Below are 19,315 nucleotides of genomic sequence, written 5' to 3' on the forward strand. Positions count from 1 at the left end.
CGCGCCGTGCTGTCTACCGCCAATATCACCATGCAATTCGGGCCAAAGCCCCTCTTCGAGAATATCTCGGTCAAATTCGGGGGAGGGAACCGCTATGGCCTGATTGGTGCGAACGGCTGCGGTAAATCGACCTTCATGAAGATTCTGGGTTCCGACCTGGAACCGAGCTCCGGCAACGTAATGCTCGAGCCGAACATCCGCCTCGGTAAATTGCGCCAGGACCAGTTCGCGTACGAAGACGTGCGCGTGCTCGACGTCGTGATGATGGGCCACGCCGAAATGTGGGCCGCCATGACCGAGCGCGACGCGATCTACGCGAACCCGGATGCGACCGACGACGACTACATGCACGCGGCCGAACTCGAAGCGAAGTTCTCCGAGTACGACGGCTACACCGCCGAAGCGCGCGCGGGTGAACTGCTGCTCGGCATCGGCATCGCGATCGAGGACCACAACGGTCCGATGAGCAAGGTGGCGCCGGGCTGGAAGCTGCGCGTGCTGCTCGCGCAGGCGCTGTTCTCGAAGCCCGACGTGCTCCTGCTGGACGAGCCGACCAACAACCTGGACATCAACTCGATCCGTTGGCTGGAAGACGTGCTCAACCAGTACAACTCGACGATGATCATCATCTCGCACGATCGTCACTTTCTGAACCAGGTCTGCACGCACATGGCCGACATGGACTTCGGCACGCTGAAGGTCTATCCGGGCAATTACGACGATTACATGCTGGCCAGCACGCAGGCGCGCGAGCGTCAGCAGAACGCCAACACGAAGGCGAAGGAACGCGTGGCCGACCTGCAGGACTTCGTGCGCCGCTTCTCGGCGAACAAGTCGAAGGCGCGTCAGGCGACCAGCCGGATGAAGATGATCGACAAGATCAAGATCGAGGAATTCAAGCCGTCGTCGCGTCAGAATCCGTTTATCCGCTTCGAGTACGAAAAGAAGCTGCATAACATCGCGGTGGTGGCGGAGAAGATCTCGAAGAAATACGAGCGCACCATTTTCAACGACTTCAGCGTCAGCGTGCAGCCGGGCGAGCGGATCGCGATCATCGGCGAGAACGGCGCGGGCAAGACCACTCTGCTGCGCTCGCTGCTCGGCAAACTGACGCTCGATCACGGCACGGTGAAGTGGGCCGAAAACGCGAATGTCGGCTACATGCCGCAAGATACGTACGAAGAGTTTCCGGACGACCTGACGCTGATGGACTGGATCGACGGCTATCGTCAGGAAGGCGATGACGAGCAGATGGTGCGCGGCACGCTCGGCCGGCTGCTGTTCAATGCCGACGACATCCGCAAGTCGGTGAAGGTGCTCTCGGGTGGCGAGAAGGGCCGCATGATCTGGGGCAAGCTGATGCTGGGCCGCCACAACGTGCTGCTGATGGACGAGCCGACCAACCACATGGACATGGAGTCGATCGAGTCGCTGCAGATCGCGCTCGATAAGTTCGAAGGCACGCTGATTTTCGTGTCGCACGACCGTGAGTTCGTGAGCGGGTTGGCGAACCGGATCATCGAAGTGAAGACGAATGGCACCTTGAATGACTTCGGTGGCAACTATGAAGACTTCCTGGTGAGCCAGGGCGTGCAGTAAGCCTTATCGGCGCCGCCTCGCACTGCCAGACAAAACCCGCTTCCTCTTCGAAGAAGCGGGTTTTTTTATGGGCGCTTGCCACGCAATAACGCTCACACCTGACCCGCATCAACAAACCCCGCCACCATCCCACGCCATCCCGTCACGCCTTGACCTGAAACAACGCCTCCCGGCCCGCACCGACGATGATCGCCAGTTCGACCATCCGCCATCGGGCCCGTCATGTTCACCTCTCACGCATTCCCTCCGCTCACTCTCCGTGGCCGCTCGTTACTGCCGATCGTGCAGGGCGGCATGGGCGTCGGCATCTCCGCTCACCGGCTGGCCGGCAGCGTCGCCCGTGAAGGCGCGCTAGGCACCATCGCCAGTATCGACCTGCGGCATCATCATCGCGATCTGGTCGAACAATGCCGCCAGTCGCCCGACCGCGCCACGCTCGAACAGGCCAACCTCACCGCGCTGGCCCGCGAAATCCACGCCGCCAAAGCGCTCAGCAAAGGCCGCGGCATGATCGCCGTGAACGTGATGAAAGCGGTCAGCGCGCAAGCCGACTACGTGCGCACCGCCTGCGAGAACGGCGCCGACGCGATCGTGATGGGCGCGGGCCTGCCGCTCGATCTGCCCGACATGACGCAAGGCCACGACATCGCGCTGATCCCGATCCTGTCGGACAGCCGCGGCGTCGCGCTGATCCTGAAAAAATGGATGAAAAAAGGCCGCTTGCCCGACGCCGTGGTGATCGAACATCCGGCGCATGCGGGCGGCCATCTCGGCGTCAACAACGTGGCCGACATGCAGGACCCGCGCTTCGACTTTCACCGGATTCTCGACGAACTCGACACGGTCTTCACGACGCTCGGCTTGCAACGTCGCGAGGTGCCGCTGATTCTCGCGGGCGGCATCAATAGTCACGAGGCCGTGCGCGACCTGCTGAACGCGGGCGCGAGCGGCGTGCAGCTCGGCACACCGTTCGCCGTCACCGAGGAAGGCGACGCGCATCCGAATTTCAAGCGCGTACTCGCCGAAGCGACGCCCGACGACATCGTCGAATTCGTGAGCGTGACGGGGCTGCCCGCGCGCGCGGTGAAAACCCCTTGGCTGATGCGCTATCTGCGCCATGAAAACAAGATCCGCGAGCGGGTCGGCGCGCTCAAACACGCGTGTCCGACCGCGCTCGAATGCCTCAGCGCGTGCGGCTGGCGCGACGGTATCGAGAAGTTCGGCCACTTCTGCATCGACACGCGACTCGCGGCGGCATTGCGTGGCGACGTGGCCAACGGCCTGTTCTTTCGCGGCCGCGAAGCGTTGCCGTTCGGCACCGCGATTCGCAGCGTTCACGATCTGATCGAGCTTTTGCTGACGGGCGCAACGCGACCAGCTGTCGCAGGGCGATGGGCGTTTTCGCTCGGTTGATGCGTATCAACGTGTTTTGTGGCGAGAACTTCGACAATCCCCGCACGCAAACAACATTCGGGGAAGCAGATGAAGCTCTCACACAGAAACAGAATCCGGGCCTTCGCGATCGCGGCGAGCCTGCTTGGCGCAAGCGTCATGACCACGCAGGCGCATGCCGCCGGCGACGACGAGATGAGCGGCATTCACGCCGGCGACGTGCTGGTGCGTCTGCGCGCCATCAGCATCATGCCGAACGTGGGCACGAACCAGTCGCTGAAGGCGCTCAACGTGGGCGTCAACAACGCAATCGTGCCGGAACTGGATTTCACCTACATGATCCGCGACTACCTGGGCGTCGAGCTGATTCTCGGCACGTCGCGGCATCAGTTGACGTCGAGCCTCGGCAACCTGGGCGGCGTGAACGTGTTGCCGCCCACGCTGCTGCTGCAATATCACTTCAACCACGCGGGCAAGATCCGTCCGTATGTCGGCGCGGGTATCAACTACACGCTGTTCTATAACGACGGTTTGCATGCCGGCGCAGCGCCGATTTCGGTCACCAATCACAGCTTCGGCCCGGCGCTGCAGGCCGGCGTGGACGTGCAGGTGACCAGGTCGCTGTTCGTCAATGCCGACATCAAGAAGATCTGGATGCACACGGACGCGTCGCTCGGCGGTCAGTCGCTCGGACGCTTGAATATCGATCCGGTGGTAGTGGGACTGGGCGTCGGGATGCGCTTCTGATTTTTGCCGCGAAGTTCGCTGCGGACTTTTGCTGCGGACTTTTGCCGCGAACGCGTGACGGCAGGTTGCCGTCACGCCGACGCGGCAGCCTACAGCTTGTCGTTCCTGAACCGCATGGCGGTTCCTTCCTGCTCGATACGCACCCACACCGCGCGTTTTTCCTCGTCGCTCAGGAACACCCAGTTGGAGACTTCAGTAGCGGTGCGGCCGCAGCCTTTGCAGACGTCGTCGAACAGTGTGGAACAGACGCCGATGCAAGGGCTGTCGGGAAGATCGTGGAGATTCGAAGCCATCGGAAACCTTGAGCGGAAAAGCGAAGTGCCGCTATGTTAACCGATGCGCGGCCCGCGACTCGCCGAACCAGGCCGCGTGGCCGCGGTTCGCGTACGGTTGGCAGCATCCGCGGGACCGCCGCAATACACGGCGGCGCGGCTGAACCTCAACGCGCGATGCTGTAGCCGATCCGCGCCATCCAGTGCTGGCGATTGTTGTAGTCCAGCAAGTCCTCGCCGTAGCCGTTGAAATACCCCACCCACAGATAGCCGCCCCACGCGCTGCCCAGCAGTTTCGCGAGCGGGTAGGTCAATTGCGAATCGACGCTGCCGTACCAGTGTTTGGTGCCTTTGCGCAGCGTGGTGGCCAGTTGCCAGCCGTCCGGGCTGCCGTATTTGATCAGCAGGTCCACGTAGCCGCGATAGTCGGCGATATCGGGGTTGTTGCTGGTGCCGATGTAGTAGTAGAAGCGCGGCGACACCGTCAGATGGTTGGCCGTCAGATCGCCGAATTCCCATGTCGGCCGGATGAAGGGCAGGTTGATGCTGCGCGAGTCGGCGCCGGCCTTGCCGTTCGATTCATGCGCGAAGCCCGCCGCGAACCCCATGCGGGTGAACCAGGAACTGCGCCAGCCGGTGTCCGGCACGTAGTAGAACAGTTGCGGCGAATAGGTGGTGTCGCGGAACGGCCGCGAATCGGCAGAGAGATCCCAGATCGAAGTCTGCGTGTACGCGAAATACAGGTTGTCGGTGAAAGCCTTCGAGCGCAGATCGTCGGGGATGCGAAGCCGGTATTTGAAGCTCAGTTGCAGCCGGGCGTTGGTGTCGCCGTTATGGCCGGCGGCGAAGTACATCGGCTCGTAGTAGGACACGTGCGAAAGCACGCTGCGGCCGGTCGTGGCCAGCGAGTCGCCCGGTGGCGACATGGCGTCGCCCGTTGGACCGTCCACCAACGCAGCGGTCGCGGCGGCCTGCGCCGGGGTGCTGGCGTGGCTTTCTGAGCGCTCCGCCTGGGCGATCGCGTCCTGCTGCGGCCCGCGATTGATGGCCACGAGCGCCGGCGACGCATCGAAGCCCACCGGGTCGATCCGGACCTCGCCGCGCGCGTATTGCGGCCACGGCGCGGAGAAGCGCACCTTGCGGAACTGGCCGGGCTGCAGATGCAGCGTATCGGGCACGCCGGGCTCGCGTTGCAGATCGAGCGGCTGGGGCGACTGTTCGGCCGCGCTCAGCGTCACGCGCAGCGTCGGCGGGACGGTGACGGTGAGCGGTTTGGCGTCGTCGGCGGAATAGAGCAGAGTGATCTGCAGCGGCTCGTTCGCCGCGGCCACGCGGGCCGGTTGCAGCATGGCGACCGTCGCGCGGGCGTCGCTGGACCAGCCGGCGGCGCACGCGATTAGCAGGAACAGCAGCGTGGCGGTAAAGCGCATAGGCGATTGTCCAAGGGGGAAACGGCAAGGTAGTGGGACGCTGGCGGCACAAAAACGGCTGCCGTAGAAACCCGGCAGCCGCGTCGAAACAGGATGCATAACCGGCGCACCGCCTCGAAGGGCCAGCAAACCGGTCACGACCACTCATTCGAGAATACTTACAAAATCACTTCATTACCAGGTAGATGCGACAACCTGCGACAAAAGATCGTCAGCCGCCCAACGCCAGCTGCCACAGCAACGCGACGTTGAGCACCACGATAAAAGCGGCGGACAACCACGCCAACGCAAGCCGCGTGCCGCGCACGTGCCAGCCGCGCATGAGTTCCGAATCCGACGTGTAGCGGATCAGCGGCACGACCGCGAGCGGCAATTGCAGGCTCAACACCACCTGGCTCGCCACCAGCAACTGATTCGAGCCATGCTGGCCGAACAGACCCACGGCCACGAGCGCCGGCCCGATTGCGAGCGCGCGGGTCAGCAACGCGCGCTTCCAGCGCGGCAGGCGGATCTGCAGGAAGCCTTCCATGACCGTCTGACCCGCCAGCGTGCCGGTGACGGTGGCGCTCAACCCGCACGCCAGCAGCGCCGCTGCGAACAGAATGCTGGCCCAGTGCGTGCCGACGAGCGGCGCGATCAGCCGGTGGGCATCCGCGAGATCCGTGACGTCGCGATGACCGCTCGAATAGAACACGGCGGCCGCCACGATCAGCAACGCCGCGTTGATCACGAACGCGAAGCTCAGCGAGCCGATGGTGTCGAGATTGACTACGTGCAGCGCGGCCTTGATCTGCGCGTCGCTGCTGTCGGGCGCGTGGTGCTTGACGAGCGCCGAATGCAGATAAAGGTTATGCGGCATGACCGTCGCGCCGACGATGCCCGCCGCCAGCCACACCATGCCGGCATTGCGCAGCAGTTCGAGACTCGGTGCGGTGCCGGCTAACGCGGCATGCCAGTCGGGCCGCGCGAGCGCCAGTTCGACCACGAAGCACAGCCCGACGAAACCAATCAGTGCGGCGATCACCGCTTCGAGTTTGCGGCCGCCTTTCTGCTGAATCGCGAGCAACGCGAACGTGCAGACCGCCGACATCAGCACGCCGACCGTCAGCGAGACGCCGAGCAGCAGTTGCAACGCCACGGCGCTGCCCACCACCTCGGCGACGTCGCAGGCAATGATCGCGATCTCGCTGGTCAGCCAGAGCAACAGCGTGCCGCGCGGGCTCGAGCGTTCGCGGCAGATCTGCGCGAGGTCGCGCCCGGTCACCACGCCAAGGCGCGACGACAGCCATTGCATCAGCATGCCGATCAGACTGGCCAGCAGCACAATACTGAGCAACTGGTAGCCGTAGCCCGCGCCGGCGCCCAGCGCGGTGGCCCAGTTGCCCGGATCGATATAGCCGACCGCGATCAGCGCGCCCGCGCCGACGAAAGAGAACCAGTGAGCGGGACGTACCGGCCCATCGCCCGGCAGACGCCGGCGGCGGTTTGGACGCAATGCGGACGGATTGGTGTTCATCGATACCCGAGGTTCAAGACTGCATGCCTGTGCAAGCCACGTGCCCGTTCGCTGGCGGCACGCGACGCGATCCTGCCGGAGCGCACATCGCGCGGTGCGCTGCGCTTCGACGCTTCGTCAGCTATTGTGCACCGTCGTACGCGCCGCGGCTGACGCTGGCCGCAACGTTAGCCGGACAGCATAGGATTCGCGCAAAACGGCCGTGCCTCGCCGCTGCCGATCCGCGCGCGGCGCAGGCCGGAAGCGCCAGTTTGACAACAAGCTGACAGCGCCCGGCCGACGGTGTTTTTTTCGGGTAGACAGGCGCGAATAACCCGCTAAAATTGCGGCCAATTTTCCAGCGGTACGGCTTGCGCTGTACCGTTTGCGCGACAGCCCGGGATTTTTTTTGGAGCGCGCAATAATTAATGGTAGTTTTCGGGTTTTTCAGGGGAGCCGTGCGCGCGGTGCCGCGGCGTGAGAGATGACGGTCGGCTCAGGCCGGTCAGGATCGGAGAACGGAATGAAAAGACGGGTAGTGGGGCAGGTGGCGGCGCTGGTCTTGTGCGCAACGCCGTGGTTGACGGCCGCTGCGAAAGATACGCAGTTGAACGTGTATAACTGGTCCGATTACATCGCCAAGGACACCATTCCGAACTTCAGCAAGCAGACCGGCGTTCAGGTCAAGTACGACAACTACGACAGCGACGACACGCTGCAAGCCAAGCTCCTCACCGGCAATTCCGGCTACGACATCGTCGTGCCGACCAGCAATTACGCCGGCAAGCAGATTGCTGCGGGCATCTTCGCCCCGCTCGACAAATCGAAACTGCCGAACCTCAAATACCTCGACCCGTCGCTGATGGCGCTCGTAGCCGGCGCGGATCCGGGCAACAAGTACACGGTGCCCTGGGCGTACGGCACGACCGGCCTTGGCTACAACGTCACGAAGGCGCAGCAGATTCTCGGCAAGAACGTGCCGCTGGATAGCTGGGACGTGCTCTTCAAACCCGAAAACATCTCGAAGCTGAAGGCTTGCGGCGTGTCCGTGCTCGACGCGCCGGACCAGATGTTCGCCGCCGCGCTGCACTACATCGGTAAAGATCCGATGAGCACGAACCCGGCCGACTATCGCGCCGCGCTCGAGATGATGAAGAAGATCCGTCCGTACATCACGCAGTTCAATTCGTCGGGCTATATCAACGACCTGGTCGGCGGCGACGTGTGCTTCGCGTACGGCTGGTCGGGCGACGTCGTGATCGCCAAGCATCGCGCGGTCGAAGCGAAGAAGGCGTTCAGGATCGAGTACTACATTCCGAAGGGCGGCGCGCCGGTGTGGTTCGACGTGATGGCGATTCCGAAAGACGCGAAGAACAAGGAAGCCGCGCTCGAGTGGATCAACTACATCGAAACGCCGCAGGTGCACGCCGCGATCACCAACGCCGTCTACTACCCGAGCGCCAACCTCGAAGCGCGCAAGTACGTGGATAAGGACGTGGCGAACGACCCGGCCGTGTATCCGTCGCCGGAAGTCATCAAGACCCTGTTCCTGCTGAAGCCGCTGCCGCCGGAAATCCAGCGTCTGCAAACGCGGCTGTGGACTGAATTCAAGTCCGGCCGCTAAAACGCCGTCAATGTGAACGGGTAATGCATCATCATGAAGCCCTCGGTATCCACCGGGGGCTTTGTACGTTAAACGCCGGAGTCAAGCATTGTGATGAGTAGTGATCAGTCGGGCGCAGCGGCGGGGAATGCCGCGCCGTCCCTCAGTATGAGCGCCGTGTCGGGCGACGCCGCGGACCAGTTCGTCCAGATCGTCGATGTCGTCAAGAAGTTCGGCGAATCCGTGGCGGTCAAAGGGGTCAACCTGTCGGTGAAGAAGGGCGAACTGTTCGCGCTGCTCGGCAGTTCCGGTTGCGGCAAGTCGACCTTGCTGCGCATGCTCGCCGGGCTCGAAACCATTACGTCGGGCAAGATCCTGATCGACGGCGAAGACCTCGCGCAATTGCCGCCGTACCGCCGGCCGGTCAACATGATGTTCCAGTCGTACGCGCTGTTTCCGCACATGAACGTGGAGACGAACGTCGCCTTCGGTCTGAAGCAGGAAGGCGTGCCGAAGGCCGAACTGAAAGACCGCGTGCAGAGCGCGCTCGATCTCGTGCAGATGGGCCGCTTCGCGAAGCGCAAGCCGAATCAACTGTCGGGTGGCCAGCAACAGCGCGTGGCGTTGGCGCGCTCGCTGGTCAAGCGGCCCAAGCTGCTGCTGCTCGACGAGCCGATGTCCGCGCTCGACAAGCAGATCCGTCAGCGCACGCAGATCGAACTGGTCAACATTCTCGACAAGGTCGGCGTGACCTGCATGATGGTCACGCACGATCAGGAAGAGGCGATGACCATGGCCAGCCGCCTCGCCGTGATGAGCGAAGGCGAGATCATCCAGCTCGGCACGCCGCATGAGGTGTACGAGTATCCGAACACGCGCTTTTCGGCGGAGTTTATCGGCTCGACCAATCTGTTCGACGGCCATGTCGTCGAAGACGAACCCGATCACGTGTTTATCGACACGCCGGATCTGCCGTGCCGTCTGTATGTGAACCACGGCATTACCGGCCCGCTCGGCATGCCGGTGACCATCTCGGTGCGGCCCGAACGGATCGCGCTGACGCGCAAGCCGCCCGAGGGCGCGTACAACTGGGGCAAGGGCGTCGTCACGAATATCGCTTATATGGGCGGCTACTCGCTCTATCACGTCAAGCTCGAAGCCGGCAAAACGGTGATCGCGAACGTGACTAGTCTCGCGTTGACCGAGATCGACACGCCCACGTGGGGCGACGAAGTGTACGTGCGCTGGAGCGCGTCGGCCGGTGTGGTGCTGACGTCATGAAGCGCGCCTCGTTCAGTTCCCTCGCCAACTGGCCGGTGCGGCGTTTCAATCTGACCGGCCGCACCGCGGTGGTGGCCGGGCCGTTCATCTGGCTGCTGCTGTTTTTCCTCGTGCCGTTCCTGCTGGTGGTGAAGATCAGCTTCGCCGATCTGCAACTCGGCATTCCGCCCTATACGGAGCTGAGCACTTTCGCGGATGGCGCGGTTCATATCACGCTCGACCTGTCGCATTACGCGTTTCTGCTGACGGACAGCCTGTATTTCGCGACCTATGTGAATTCGGTGGTGGTCGCCGCGATCTCGACCTTGCTGTGTCTGCTGATCGGTTATCCGATGGCGTATTACATCGCGCGATCGAATCCGGCGAGCCGCAACCTGCTGATGATGGCCGTGATGTTGCCGTTCTGGACGTCGTTTCTGATTCGCGTGTATGCGTGGATCGGGATTCTGAAGAACAACGGTTTGCTGAATAACTTCCTGATGTCGATCGGCCTGATTCATTCGCCGATCGAGCTGTATCACACGAATACGGCTGTCTACATCGGCATGGTGTATTCGTATCTGCCATTTCTCGTCATGCCGCTGTACGCGCATCTGGTGAAGATGGACATGACGCTGCTCGAGGCGGCCTACGATCTCGGCGCGAAGCCGTGGAAGGCGTTCTGGCAGATTACCTTGCCGCTGTCGAAGAACGGGATTATCGCGGGCTGTTTGCTGGTGTTCATTCCGGCGGTGGGGGAGTATGTGATTCCTGAACTGCTCGGTGGCGCGAACACGCTGATGATCGGGCGAGTGATGTGGAATGAGTTCTTCGACAATGCCGATTGGCCGATGGCGTCCGCTGTGACGTGTGCGATGGTGTTGTTGCTGCTGGTGCCGATGGCGTTCTTCCAATACGCGCAGGCGAAGGCGATGGAGGAAAGGCGCTGATGAAGCCGAACCGGATTTTGCAGTTTGTGTTCCTCGGGATTGGGTTTCTGTTTTTGTATATTCCGATTGTTAGTCTTGTCGTCTATTCGTTCAATGAGTCGCAGTTGGTCACCGTCTGGACGCGGTTTTCTACGCGGTGGTATGCGGCTTTGTTGCAGGACGATGAACTGATCGCGGCGGCGTGGTTGTCGTTGCGGGTGGCTTTGATGACGGCGTTTGCTTCGGTGGTTATTGGCACCTGGGCTGGGTTTGTGTTGGCCCGTATGGGGCGGTTTCGTGGGTTTACGCTCTATACCGGGATGATCAATGCGCCTCTGGTTATTCCTGAAGTCATTCAGGGTATCTCGCTGTTGTTGCTGTTCATCGAGATGGCCAAGTGGTTGGGGTGGCCCGCCGGGCGCGGGGTCTTCACCATCTGGATCGGCCATGTCATGCTGTGTATCTCCTATGTCGCGATCATCGTGCAGTCGCGGGTTAAGGAGTTGCATCCCTCTCTCGAAGAGGCCGCGCTTGATCTTGGGGCTACGCCGATTCGGGTGTTCTTTTTTATTACCCTGCCGTTGATCTCTCAGGCACTCGTTTCCGGGTGGTTGCTGTCCTTCACTCTCTCGATCGATGATCTCGTGCTGTCTGCTTTCTTGTCCGGGCCTGGGTCGACTACCTTGCCTCTCGTCGTTTTTTCGCGGGTTCGGCTTGGGCTTAATCCTGAGATGAATGCGCTGGCTACTCTGTTTATTGCTGTGGTTACGGTTGGGGTTGTTGTCGCTAACTATCTTATGCAGCGGGCTGAGAGGAAGAAGGCTGTTATGGCGGTTTAGCCTTTGCGGGGCTTTGGGGCTGTGATCGTGGGGTGTTGGCCTCTCCTTGATTTCACGGTGGTCTATTAGCGTTCCCCCTGTGCGGGGGGCACCTACTTCTCTTTGCCGCGGCAAAGAGAAGTAGGCAAGAGAAAGCCGCTCACACCGCTAATCCTTAAGCGGGTCCCCCGCACAGTCACGGTAGTGGCTCATCTGGAATCCGTGCCCTCACACATTCCGCTCTTGTGGCACAGCAGTCATTCTTCCGGCGGCGCTGCGCGCGCCGTCGTGGTTTTCTTTGACCGGTGCGGCGAATTGTGGCGGTACGGTTTGCAACGCTTGCTTGATGTCGGGGTCAATCTTTTATCAGTTTGATCCGGTTTTCTTTGACATCGACGAGGTGCGTATGGGCGAGGGGGGAATCAGGAATCTGAATTATCTTCGCGTCTTTGTCGCCGTCGTCGAACACGGGAGTTTTACCGCTGCGGCGGAGCGTCTCTGCATCTCTAAATCGCTCGTGAGCGAATATCTCAGTCGCCTCGAAACGGAAATCGATACCCAACTCGTCCTCCGTAGTACCCGCAAAATCGCCCCCACCGATGCCGGACTGACCCTCTACCTCGCAGCACAGGAATTCGTCAGCCATCTGCAGGAAACCGTCGGCAGCATCCGGAAACTCCGCCACAAATCAGCCGGGCTGCTGCGCGTCGCGGCGCCCAGCGCGTTCGCCACGGCGCTGCTGAGTCGCGTCGTCGCCCTGTTCGTTAATCAATATCCGCATATCGATGTGGAAGTTCTCTGCAATGACCTGGACGTCGATCTGATCGGGCAACGCATCGATCTCGCCTTCCAAACCGGCTGGCCTAAAAAGAAAGGCTTTCGCATGAAATCGCTCGGCTCCTTCGAGCAATTTCTCGTTGCGTCGCCCGACTTCGCGCGGCAACACGCCGCGCCATGTCATCCGAATGATATGCCCGGCGCGCACTGGATCACGCACGACGGTCAGGCCAATTCGGGTTATTCGCTGTTCGTCAACGACGGGCAGTCCGCCCGCATTGCCACCAATGGACGCCTCAAAGTACAAAGCGTCCTGCTCGCCCTTCAACTGGTACTGGCAGGCGCCGGCGTCGGCGTGTTCCCCGACTATCTCGTCGCCAAAGACCTGCGCGAAGGGCGTCTGTGCCGGTTGCTGCCGGCCTGGACTACACCGCCAGGGGGCATCTATGCGTTTCGTACCGCCGCCCGCCATGCGTCGATCCGGGAGCGTCTGTTTCTCGATGCCGTGCAGACGTATCTGTCGGATCTGGATCGCATCCATCGAGTCGGTTCTGGTGTCGATGCAAAAAATCAACCCGCCGGTACGCCGTCGAGGTCGACCTGATACAGCGCGAGCCAGCTATTGAGCCGGGTCGTCGACTCCACCAGAATCCGTTCCAGTTCGGCAAGGCCGCCGGCCGTGATGCGCGTCGCGAACCTGTTTAACGCGTCCCGGTCGATAAAGGGCTGCAGCGGCGCGCGTGGGTCATCGAGCGCGGTGTTCAGACGGGCGATGAGGCCGCGGTCGTAGGCGGGCGTCTGGATCGACGGATAAGCCGCCTTCTTGCGGCGCAATACCGATTCAGGGAGTAGATCGTCCGCGGCAGCCCGCAGCAGCGCTTTGTCGCGGCCGTCGAAGGTCTTCATCGCCCACGGAATGTTGAAGGCGTACTCGACGAGCCGGTGATCGCAGAACGGCACCCGTCCTTCGATCGCGTTGGCCATGCCCATGCGGTCTTTCTTGTCGAGCAGCAGCGGCAGCCAGCGCGTCAGCGTCAGATAGCTCACCTCGCGCGTGCGTCGCTGTTCCGGGCTCTCTCCGGCAAGGCGCGGCACTTCCGCGAGAGCCGCGCGATAGAGATCGGCTTCGTATTCGTCGAGTTTTAGTGCGTCGATGAAATCCGCGCGAAACAGCGCGCGGGGATCGAGGCCGCGATGCGCGCCGAGCTTGAGCCACGGAAAAGTGTGCGCGCGGCGCGCGGCCGGATCGGTAAACCACAGGTAACCGCCGAAAATTTCGTCGGCGGCTTCACCCGATAGCGCGACGGTCGCGTGCCGGCGTATTTCGGCGAACAACTGATGCAGCGACACATCGAGGTCGGCGAAGTTGAACGGTAGATCCCACGCGCGCAGCACCGCTTCGCGCACCTGAGGATCGAGCAGCGCGGCATCGTTCAGCTCGATCGTGTGATGGTCGCTGCCAATATGCCGCGCGACTTCGCGGGCGAACGGCGCGTCGGCCGTCGGACGAACCGGGTCGGCCCGAAAGTGTTGAGTGTGCCCGGTGAAGTCGACGCAGAAGGTCGGGAGCCGGCCGCCGCCGGACGCGTTGCGGTGTTTCTGCGCAAGTGCCGCGACGGTACTCGAATCCACGCCGCCGGACAGCAGCGCGCACAGCGGCACATCGGCGATCATCTGGTGCGACACGATGTCGTCGAGCAACGCGCGCAGCGTCGCGATGGTCGTCGGCAGATCGTCGGTGTGCGCGCGCGCCTCCAGCGCCCAGTAGCGCTCCTCCACGATGCGCCCGCGCCGCACCCGCAGCAGGTGGCCCGGCTTCAGCTCACGCATGCCGGAGAGCGGCACCCGTCCCGGTGTGCGCAGAAAGAGGAGTGCGTCGCAGAGCCCTTCGGACGAGGTGCGTGCCCGCACGTCGGGGTGGGCGAGAATCGCTTTCGGTTCGGAACCGAAGATCACGCCGTGTGCCGTCGGATAGTAGAACAACGGCTTCACGCCGAGGCGATCACGCACAAGCAGAAGCTCGTGCCGCACCGTATCCCACAGCGCAATCGCATACATTCCGTTCAGGCGTTCGACGAACTGCGCGCCCCACTGCAGATACGCGTGCAGCACGACTTCGGTATCGCACCGTGTATCAAAGCGGTGGCCGAGCGCGCCGAGTTCGGCCCGCAGCTCGCGAAAGTTGTAGGTTTCTCCGCCGTAGCAGATCACCGCGCGAGGCAGGCCGCGCGTATCGTACGCGGGGCTGCACATGGGTTGCGCGCCGTGTGCGGGATCGATGATCGCGAGCCGCCGGTGTCCCAGCGCCACGTGTGTATCGAGCCACAGGCCTCGCCCGTCCGGGCCGCGATGAGCCAGGCTGTCGGTCATCCCGTCGACGATGGCCGCGGTGCACCGCAAGTCGCGTTCGAAGTCGACCCATCCAGCGATCCCGCACATGGTAGCTCCCTTGAGTTGAACGAGTAGGAATGGGACGATTTAGACGCGGCCGTTGCGCAGCCTGTCGAAGTAATCGTCTCCGCTTATCGACGCCATGTCTTTTGCACCGCTGAAGAAGCGGCTCAGACGGCTGCGTCACGCGGCGGTTTCGATAGATGCGGGTTGTCCAGCGGTGGCTCGCTATGCACATGAACGCGGCGCAGATGTCGCCCGCTGTGGCTGACGAAGCGTTCGCGTCCGTGCAGCAAGGTGAAGTTGTCGGTCAGCACGACATCGCCCGTTTGCCATCTGTGCGCGTAGTGCGCGCGCGGATCGTAGAGCGCATGCCGCAAACTGGTGAGCAGCGCTTCCCGCTCGTGTGCGCCGATGCCGTCGAACGCGTAGATCGATGGATTGATAAAGGTGCTGTCGCCGTCGACCGGTGGTTCGCAAAACCGCAGCACCGGAAACGCGCGCCGTGGATGCCGGCCGACAATGGGCGCCGTCACCGTGGCGCTGTAGAGCTCGACCGTTCGTTGATAGATTCCGCTGGCCCGGCGCCACAGCGCATGGGCCTGCGGCGTCGCGATGCGCAGCGCCTCGGTCGTGCTCGAAAACGTGGTGCGTCCGCCTTGCGTGTCGTCCGGTGCGCGGACGCAATGAAATAGCTGGTATTCCGGCACGGTTTCCAGATACATCCCGTCCCAATGCAAAGGCACATAGCCGCTCGCAAAGATATGGTCCTGGGGATCGGCATGCTCGACCAGTTCGAGCACCGCGCCAAATGGCCACATCATGATTTCGCCGAACGTCGCGCAGAAACGGGTCAGGCTGTCGGCGTCGTCGAAGCTGTCGAAACCGCGCACGACAACCAGTTGATGGCTGTGCACCAGCGCGCGCAGCCATTCGATCCACAGTTCGTCGACGTGAAGATCCGCGCGGCGCGAGGTCACGAGGATGCCGAACGAACAGGCGTTGCCGGTGCTGCCGATCAACGGTTCGAGGGTCAGCGATCGTTGGACGAAGAGGTCGTTCATTGAACCTCCGGCTTGGCCGTCAGGATGACGTTAGCGCGCGCCCATGCCGGATGGCGACGGCTGTTTGTGGGCACGGGAGGATAGCGATTGGCGGGATGCGACGGATCGATCCGATAGTGGCTCGGTTGCTGATCGTGCATCACGATGCGGCCACCTAGCCGCTCGGCGTCGCGGCGTTTCATCAGCGTGAACTGTCCTTTGCGTTCGACTGCAACGCCGTGCCACGGCGTTAGCCAGTTGTCGTGCGTCGGCATCAGGTGAATACCGATCTTTGGGCTGGCTGCCGGCTGCGGATGGATCGACAGACGGATCGCGTCCGGGAACCGGTCGCCGAGCAGCGCGCCCCATGCCCAACTGCGTTGAATCACGCCGAGCGCGCGAGTTTTGGCGTCTTTCTGCAGAGCGGTTCGGGAGCCACGATAGTGAGCCGTCAGGCCGTCTTCGAACAGGAAGCGGGTGATGGCGCGATAGAGCTGCGTACCCGCTGGATCGTCGATGAGTTTCTGTTTGATCGTGTCGATCGGGTCGGCGTATTCGTCGACTAGCCGTTCGCGCATTTCATTGAAGTTTGTGGCGCTGGTGGCGTGTGGGCTGATGTGTTCCAGGTTGAAGAGGGTGAGATGGTCTGCGCGGCAGTCGGCGATGATGTGTTGCAAGGTCTTCTGATAAGCGCTGATGTCGTGATCGTCGACTCGAATCAGATCGCCGAAGACGCGGCCGTCCGAGCAGATTTTTATTTTGGCGCCGGGCGGGTGGTGGCGTTGAATGCGCTGGCAGAACGTATTGAGGAAGGAGAGCGAGAGCTTTTCCGCCATGTCGGGGAGGCGGCCGAGTACTTTCGCGGGGTTGGGGGATTTCGACGGGAAGGCGGGTAGTACGAATTCGATGGGTTGGTTGGCTTCGACGAAGGAGAGGATTTTGGGTAGGTGGGTGCTGGTGAGTATTTCGTTGTCGTGTTGTGTTTCGGATGCGGTTTTTTGTCCTGGGTGGTGGCGGTGGATGTGGGTTATCTCTTCGAGGATTAAGAGGGAGGTTTGGAGGTTCTGGTCGTGGGGCATGGGGTTTTGCGACCTTCGGTGGGGGCTGGTGTAGGGGAGTTTATTTTTTGCGGGGTGGGGGATAAAGGGGGTTTTGTTGAAAGGTGTGTTTGGGGGATTTTTGGGGTGTTGGTTTTTTTTGTGTTGGCCTTTCCTTGAATTCACGGTGGTCTATTAGCGATCCCCCTGTGCGGGGGGCACCTACTTTTCTTTGCCTGCCGCAAAGAAAAGTAGGCAAAAGAAAGCGGCTCACACCGCCAGCTCATAAGTGGGTTTGGTGGTTTACCACCGGTAGTGGTGCATCTGGAATCCGTGCCCTCGCACACTCGGCGGCAGTGACAAAGCCGTCATACATCCTGCCTCGCGCAATGCGCTCGTCAGAACGGTTTGCCTGAAACCAGGGGCTTCGTTTTTATGTGGGGAAGGCCATCGGCCTCGCGTCGGCGACGCTACGCCAACGGACCGGCATGGCCCGAAAAATACTGCTGGTTTTGTGAACGACCGGGACGGCGCGCGCAGCGCCGCCGGAAGAATGACGCCTTTGTCACCGGCGCGGAATGTGCGAGAGCACGGATTCCAGATGAGCCACTACCGTTGCTGTGCGAGGAACCCACTTCAGAATTAGCGGTGTGAGCGGCTTTCTCTTGCTTACTTCTCTTTGCCGCGGCAAAGAGAAGTAAGTGCCCCCCCCGCACAGGGGGATCGCTAATAGACCACTACCAACACAAGGAAAGGCCAACACCAAAAGAGCACACCCAAAACCGCACAGCACACCAAAACCAAAAAATTCAAACCCGATACCCCACCCGAACCCCACCCCAATGCCTCCCCCCCACAAAAACCGGCGCGGACGCATCCTTCATCAACACAAACTCCCCACCCCCCATATCCCGCCGATACGTCTGCAACAAAAACCGCTTCGTATGCGAAGCCGCAGCAATCCCGGTCCGATCATCGAACATCCGTCGATTCCGGCAATTCGCCATATTCCACACAACATCCTCCCGCTGCGCCAAAGAGAACTTCAGATTATGCGTAGGCAAATACCCGCGCAAATCGACTGCAGCACAAAACGCCACCCGCGAATCGAGCTTGAGCAAAGGCTCCTGAATCGCCGGCAACACCCGATCGGTAAACGAAGTAAACCGGGTAACGAACTGCGGAGGATTACTCCCGGCAACCGGCACATACCGCTGATCGAACAGATCCTCAATCGACACTTCACCTCGCGCGACAGCGCCCTCGAACACCTTGCTCACCGCCGCCGCGGCCCGTTGCACCGCATCGATAAAAAGCGTATCCGCCGTCTCGACGCCGGTCGCGGCCGTCAATTCGATCAACGTCTCCGACACCCCGAGCAGATTCCCCAACCGGTCCTTGGCCTGCGCAAAGTTCTCGCTGGAATCCTCGACGCCGCTCGCCATCTCCAGCACCTGCGCCTCGAGCCCGTCGCACTGCGTTTCGATCTCGCCGGTCAACGCGGCAATCTCGCCCGCCTCGTTGTTCAACTGCGCAATCGCGTCGCCCGTCGCATGCACGACGTCGCCGATCTTGCGCGTACCTTCACGCACCCGATGCGCCCGCGCGGTATTCACCGATCCCTCGCTAATCAGTTGCTCGGTCTGCTGCGTGAGTTGCGCGAGCGTCGTCTCGATCTGCCCGGTAGCTTGCGCGGTCTTCGCCGACAAATTCTTCACCTCGGCGGCCACCACCGCGAAACTCTTGCCGGATTCGCCCGCACGCGCCGCTTCGATCGCGGCGTTCAACGCTAGCAAATGCGTCTGCCGTGCGATCAGCGAGATTTCCTCGGACACCCGGCTCACATGCGCCAACGCGCTGCGTAACGCGCCGATCTGACTCTCGATCACCGTCACGCCTTCAACCAGTCCGTGAATGTCGGCGAGCGAGGCCAGCAAGGTCTCCTGCGACGCCTGCACACCCGTCGCGGCTTCGGCCGACACATTGCGCATTTCGCGCGCAGCCGTCGCAATGCGATGATTGCCCGCCAGCGTTTGCGCCGCCGATTCGCGCAGCGCGCGGCAGACCTGCGCCTGGCGTTGCACGCGCGCGGCGACTTCCTCGACGTGGCCCGACACGTCGCAGATTTCAATGCCCAGTTTGCCGGCTTGCGCCGCAATATCGCCGACCACACCCTGTGACTGAGTCCGTCTGCGGAATTTGAAACGCATCATTTACGTCTCCTCGATGGCGCGCGTGGCGCGCTCGGGTTGCGCTGTCATCCATGGCGGATGCAGCGTCTCCTCGATGCGTTTACGGCAGACTTTCAAGCGACTTGATACGGGCTATCCCGCAGTCGTTATGATGGGCGGTCAAACCGCCATCCGCAGCCCTAATATCTTGCCTTCGCCCATCATGATCGACTCCTTCGCGCGCGTTTCGGGCTGGCAACAGCTCTATCACCTGTGGGAGCTGATCGTGATGCTCTGCAAGTTCTTGTGGGGGCTGTTGCGTTTTCTCGGCGGCGGGTGACAGGGAAGGGG

At 61.9% G+C, this 19,315-nt stretch carries 16 protein-coding genes; 9 read left to right on the forward strand and 7 right to left on the reverse strand.

The window, feature by feature from the left end:
* The first annotated feature begins 6 nt into the window (after nucleotides 1–6).
* From HWY05_RS31950 to HWY05_RS31960, 3 genes are all read left to right on the forward strand, one after another.
* Entirely contained in the window at nucleotides 7–1,599 is a 1,593-nt protein-coding gene (locus tag HWY05_RS31950) for an ABC-F family ATPase (protein WP_176060839.1), read from the forward strand.
* A gap of 222 nt (nucleotides 1,600–1,821) precedes the next feature.
* Complete coding sequence (locus HWY05_RS31955) at nucleotides 1,822–3,012, forward strand: nitronate monooxygenase family protein (protein ID WP_035545947.1); 1,191 nt, start codon at nucleotides 1,822–1,824, stop codon at nucleotides 3,010–3,012.
* Between the two features lie 69 nt (nucleotides 3,013–3,081).
* The gene (locus HWY05_RS31960; protein ID WP_035545945.1) at nucleotides 3,082–3,738 is read left to right on the forward strand and encodes an OmpW family outer membrane protein; all 657 of its coding nucleotides are present in this window, start codon (nucleotides 3,082–3,084) and stop codon (nucleotides 3,736–3,738) included.
* Between the two features lie 89 nt (nucleotides 3,739–3,827).
* Here HWY05_RS31960 and HWY05_RS31965 read toward each other — a convergent pair whose 3' ends face one another.
* The 3 genes from HWY05_RS31965 to HWY05_RS31975 all read right to left on the reverse strand — a co-directional run bounded on the left by HWY05_RS31965 (nucleotide 3,828) and on the right by HWY05_RS31975 (nucleotide 6,956).
* Nucleotides 3,828–4,031, reverse strand: a complete 204-nt coding sequence (locus HWY05_RS31965; protein WP_035545942.1) for a DUF1289 domain-containing protein — start codon at nucleotides 4,029–4,031, stop codon at nucleotides 3,828–3,830.
* A 146-nt stretch (nucleotides 4,032–4,177) separates the two neighbouring features.
* Nucleotides 4,178–5,440: a phospholipase A gene (locus tag HWY05_RS31970; protein ID WP_244146754.1), complete on the reverse strand. Its 1,263-nt coding sequence runs from the start codon at nucleotides 5,438–5,440 to the stop codon at nucleotides 4,178–4,180.
* 211 nt (nucleotides 5,441–5,651) lie between these two features.
* On the reverse strand, nucleotides 5,652–6,956 hold the full coding sequence (locus HWY05_RS31975; protein ID WP_176060840.1) for an Nramp family divalent metal transporter: 1,305 nt from the start codon (nucleotides 6,954–6,956) through the stop codon (nucleotides 5,652–5,654).
* Between the two features lie 502 nt (nucleotides 6,957–7,458).
* Here HWY05_RS31975 and HWY05_RS31980 point away from each other — a divergent pair.
* From HWY05_RS31980 to HWY05_RS32000, 5 genes are all read left to right on the forward strand, one after another.
* Nucleotides 7,459–8,559 carry a polyamine ABC transporter substrate-binding protein gene (locus tag HWY05_RS31980; RefSeq protein WP_035545938.1) on the forward strand — a complete coding sequence of 367 codons (1,101 nt, stop codon included), beginning with the start codon at nucleotides 7,459–7,461 and terminating at the stop codon, nucleotides 8,557–8,559.
* Between the two features lie 147 nt (nucleotides 8,560–8,706).
* Nucleotides 8,707–9,819, forward strand: a complete 1,113-nt coding sequence (gene potA / locus HWY05_RS31985) for a polyamine ABC transporter ATP-binding protein (protein WP_244146761.1) — start codon at nucleotides 8,707–8,709, stop codon at nucleotides 9,817–9,819.
* Nucleotides 9,816–10,748, forward strand: coding sequence for an ABC transporter permease subunit (locus tag HWY05_RS31990; RefSeq protein WP_176060842.1), 933 nt, complete (start codon nucleotides 9,816–9,818; stop codon nucleotides 10,746–10,748). Before potA ends, HWY05_RS31990 begins: the two co-directional genes overlap by 4 nt.
* Entirely contained in the window at nucleotides 10,748–11,566 is an 819-nt protein-coding gene (locus tag HWY05_RS31995; protein ID WP_176060843.1) for an ABC transporter permease subunit, read from the forward strand. Before HWY05_RS31990 ends, HWY05_RS31995 begins: the two co-directional genes overlap by 1 nt.
* Before the next feature lie 385 nt (nucleotides 11,567–11,951).
* Nucleotides 11,952–12,926: a LysR family transcriptional regulator gene (locus tag HWY05_RS32000; RefSeq protein WP_176060904.1), complete on the forward strand. Its 975-nt coding sequence runs from the start codon at nucleotides 11,952–11,954 to the stop codon at nucleotides 12,924–12,926.
* Here the strand turns inward: HWY05_RS32000 and asnB are convergent.
* From asnB to HWY05_RS32020, 4 genes are all read right to left on the reverse strand, one after another.
* Nucleotides 12,893–14,761 (reverse strand): asparagine synthase (glutamine-hydrolyzing), encoded by a 1,869-nt coding sequence (asnB, locus tag HWY05_RS32005; RefSeq protein ID WP_176060844.1) that lies wholly within the window; start codon nucleotides 14,759–14,761, stop codon nucleotides 12,893–12,895. The genes HWY05_RS32000 and asnB overlap by 34 nt on opposite strands.
* Nucleotides 14,762–14,883: 122 nt before the next feature.
* Nucleotides 14,884–15,777: a TauD/TfdA family dioxygenase gene (locus HWY05_RS32010; protein ID WP_176060845.1), complete on the reverse strand. Its 894-nt coding sequence runs from the start codon at nucleotides 15,775–15,777 to the stop codon at nucleotides 14,884–14,886.
* Entirely contained in the window at nucleotides 15,774–16,835 is a 1,062-nt protein-coding gene (locus tag HWY05_RS32015) for an isocyanide synthase family protein (protein ID WP_176060846.1), read from the reverse strand. Before HWY05_RS32015 ends, HWY05_RS32010 begins: the two co-directional genes overlap by 4 nt.
* A gap of 767 nt (nucleotides 16,836–17,602) precedes the next feature.
* On the reverse strand, nucleotides 17,603–19,006 hold the full coding sequence (locus HWY05_RS32020; protein ID WP_176060847.1) for a methyl-accepting chemotaxis protein: 1,404 nt from the start codon (nucleotides 19,004–19,006) through the stop codon (nucleotides 17,603–17,605).
* Between HWY05_RS32020 and HWY05_RS32025 the strand changes: the two genes are divergently transcribed.
* Nucleotides 18,993–19,304, forward strand: a complete 312-nt coding sequence (locus tag HWY05_RS32025; protein WP_176060789.1) for a hypothetical protein — start codon at nucleotides 18,993–18,995, stop codon at nucleotides 19,302–19,304. The genes HWY05_RS32020 and HWY05_RS32025 overlap by 14 nt on opposite strands.
* Nucleotides 19,305–19,315 lie beyond the last annotated feature (11 nt).

The organism is Paraburkholderia sp. BCC1876 (assembly GCF_902833695.1).
In the GTDB taxonomy this organism is placed as follows: domain Bacteria; phylum Pseudomonadota; class Gammaproteobacteria; order Burkholderiales; family Burkholderiaceae; genus Paraburkholderia.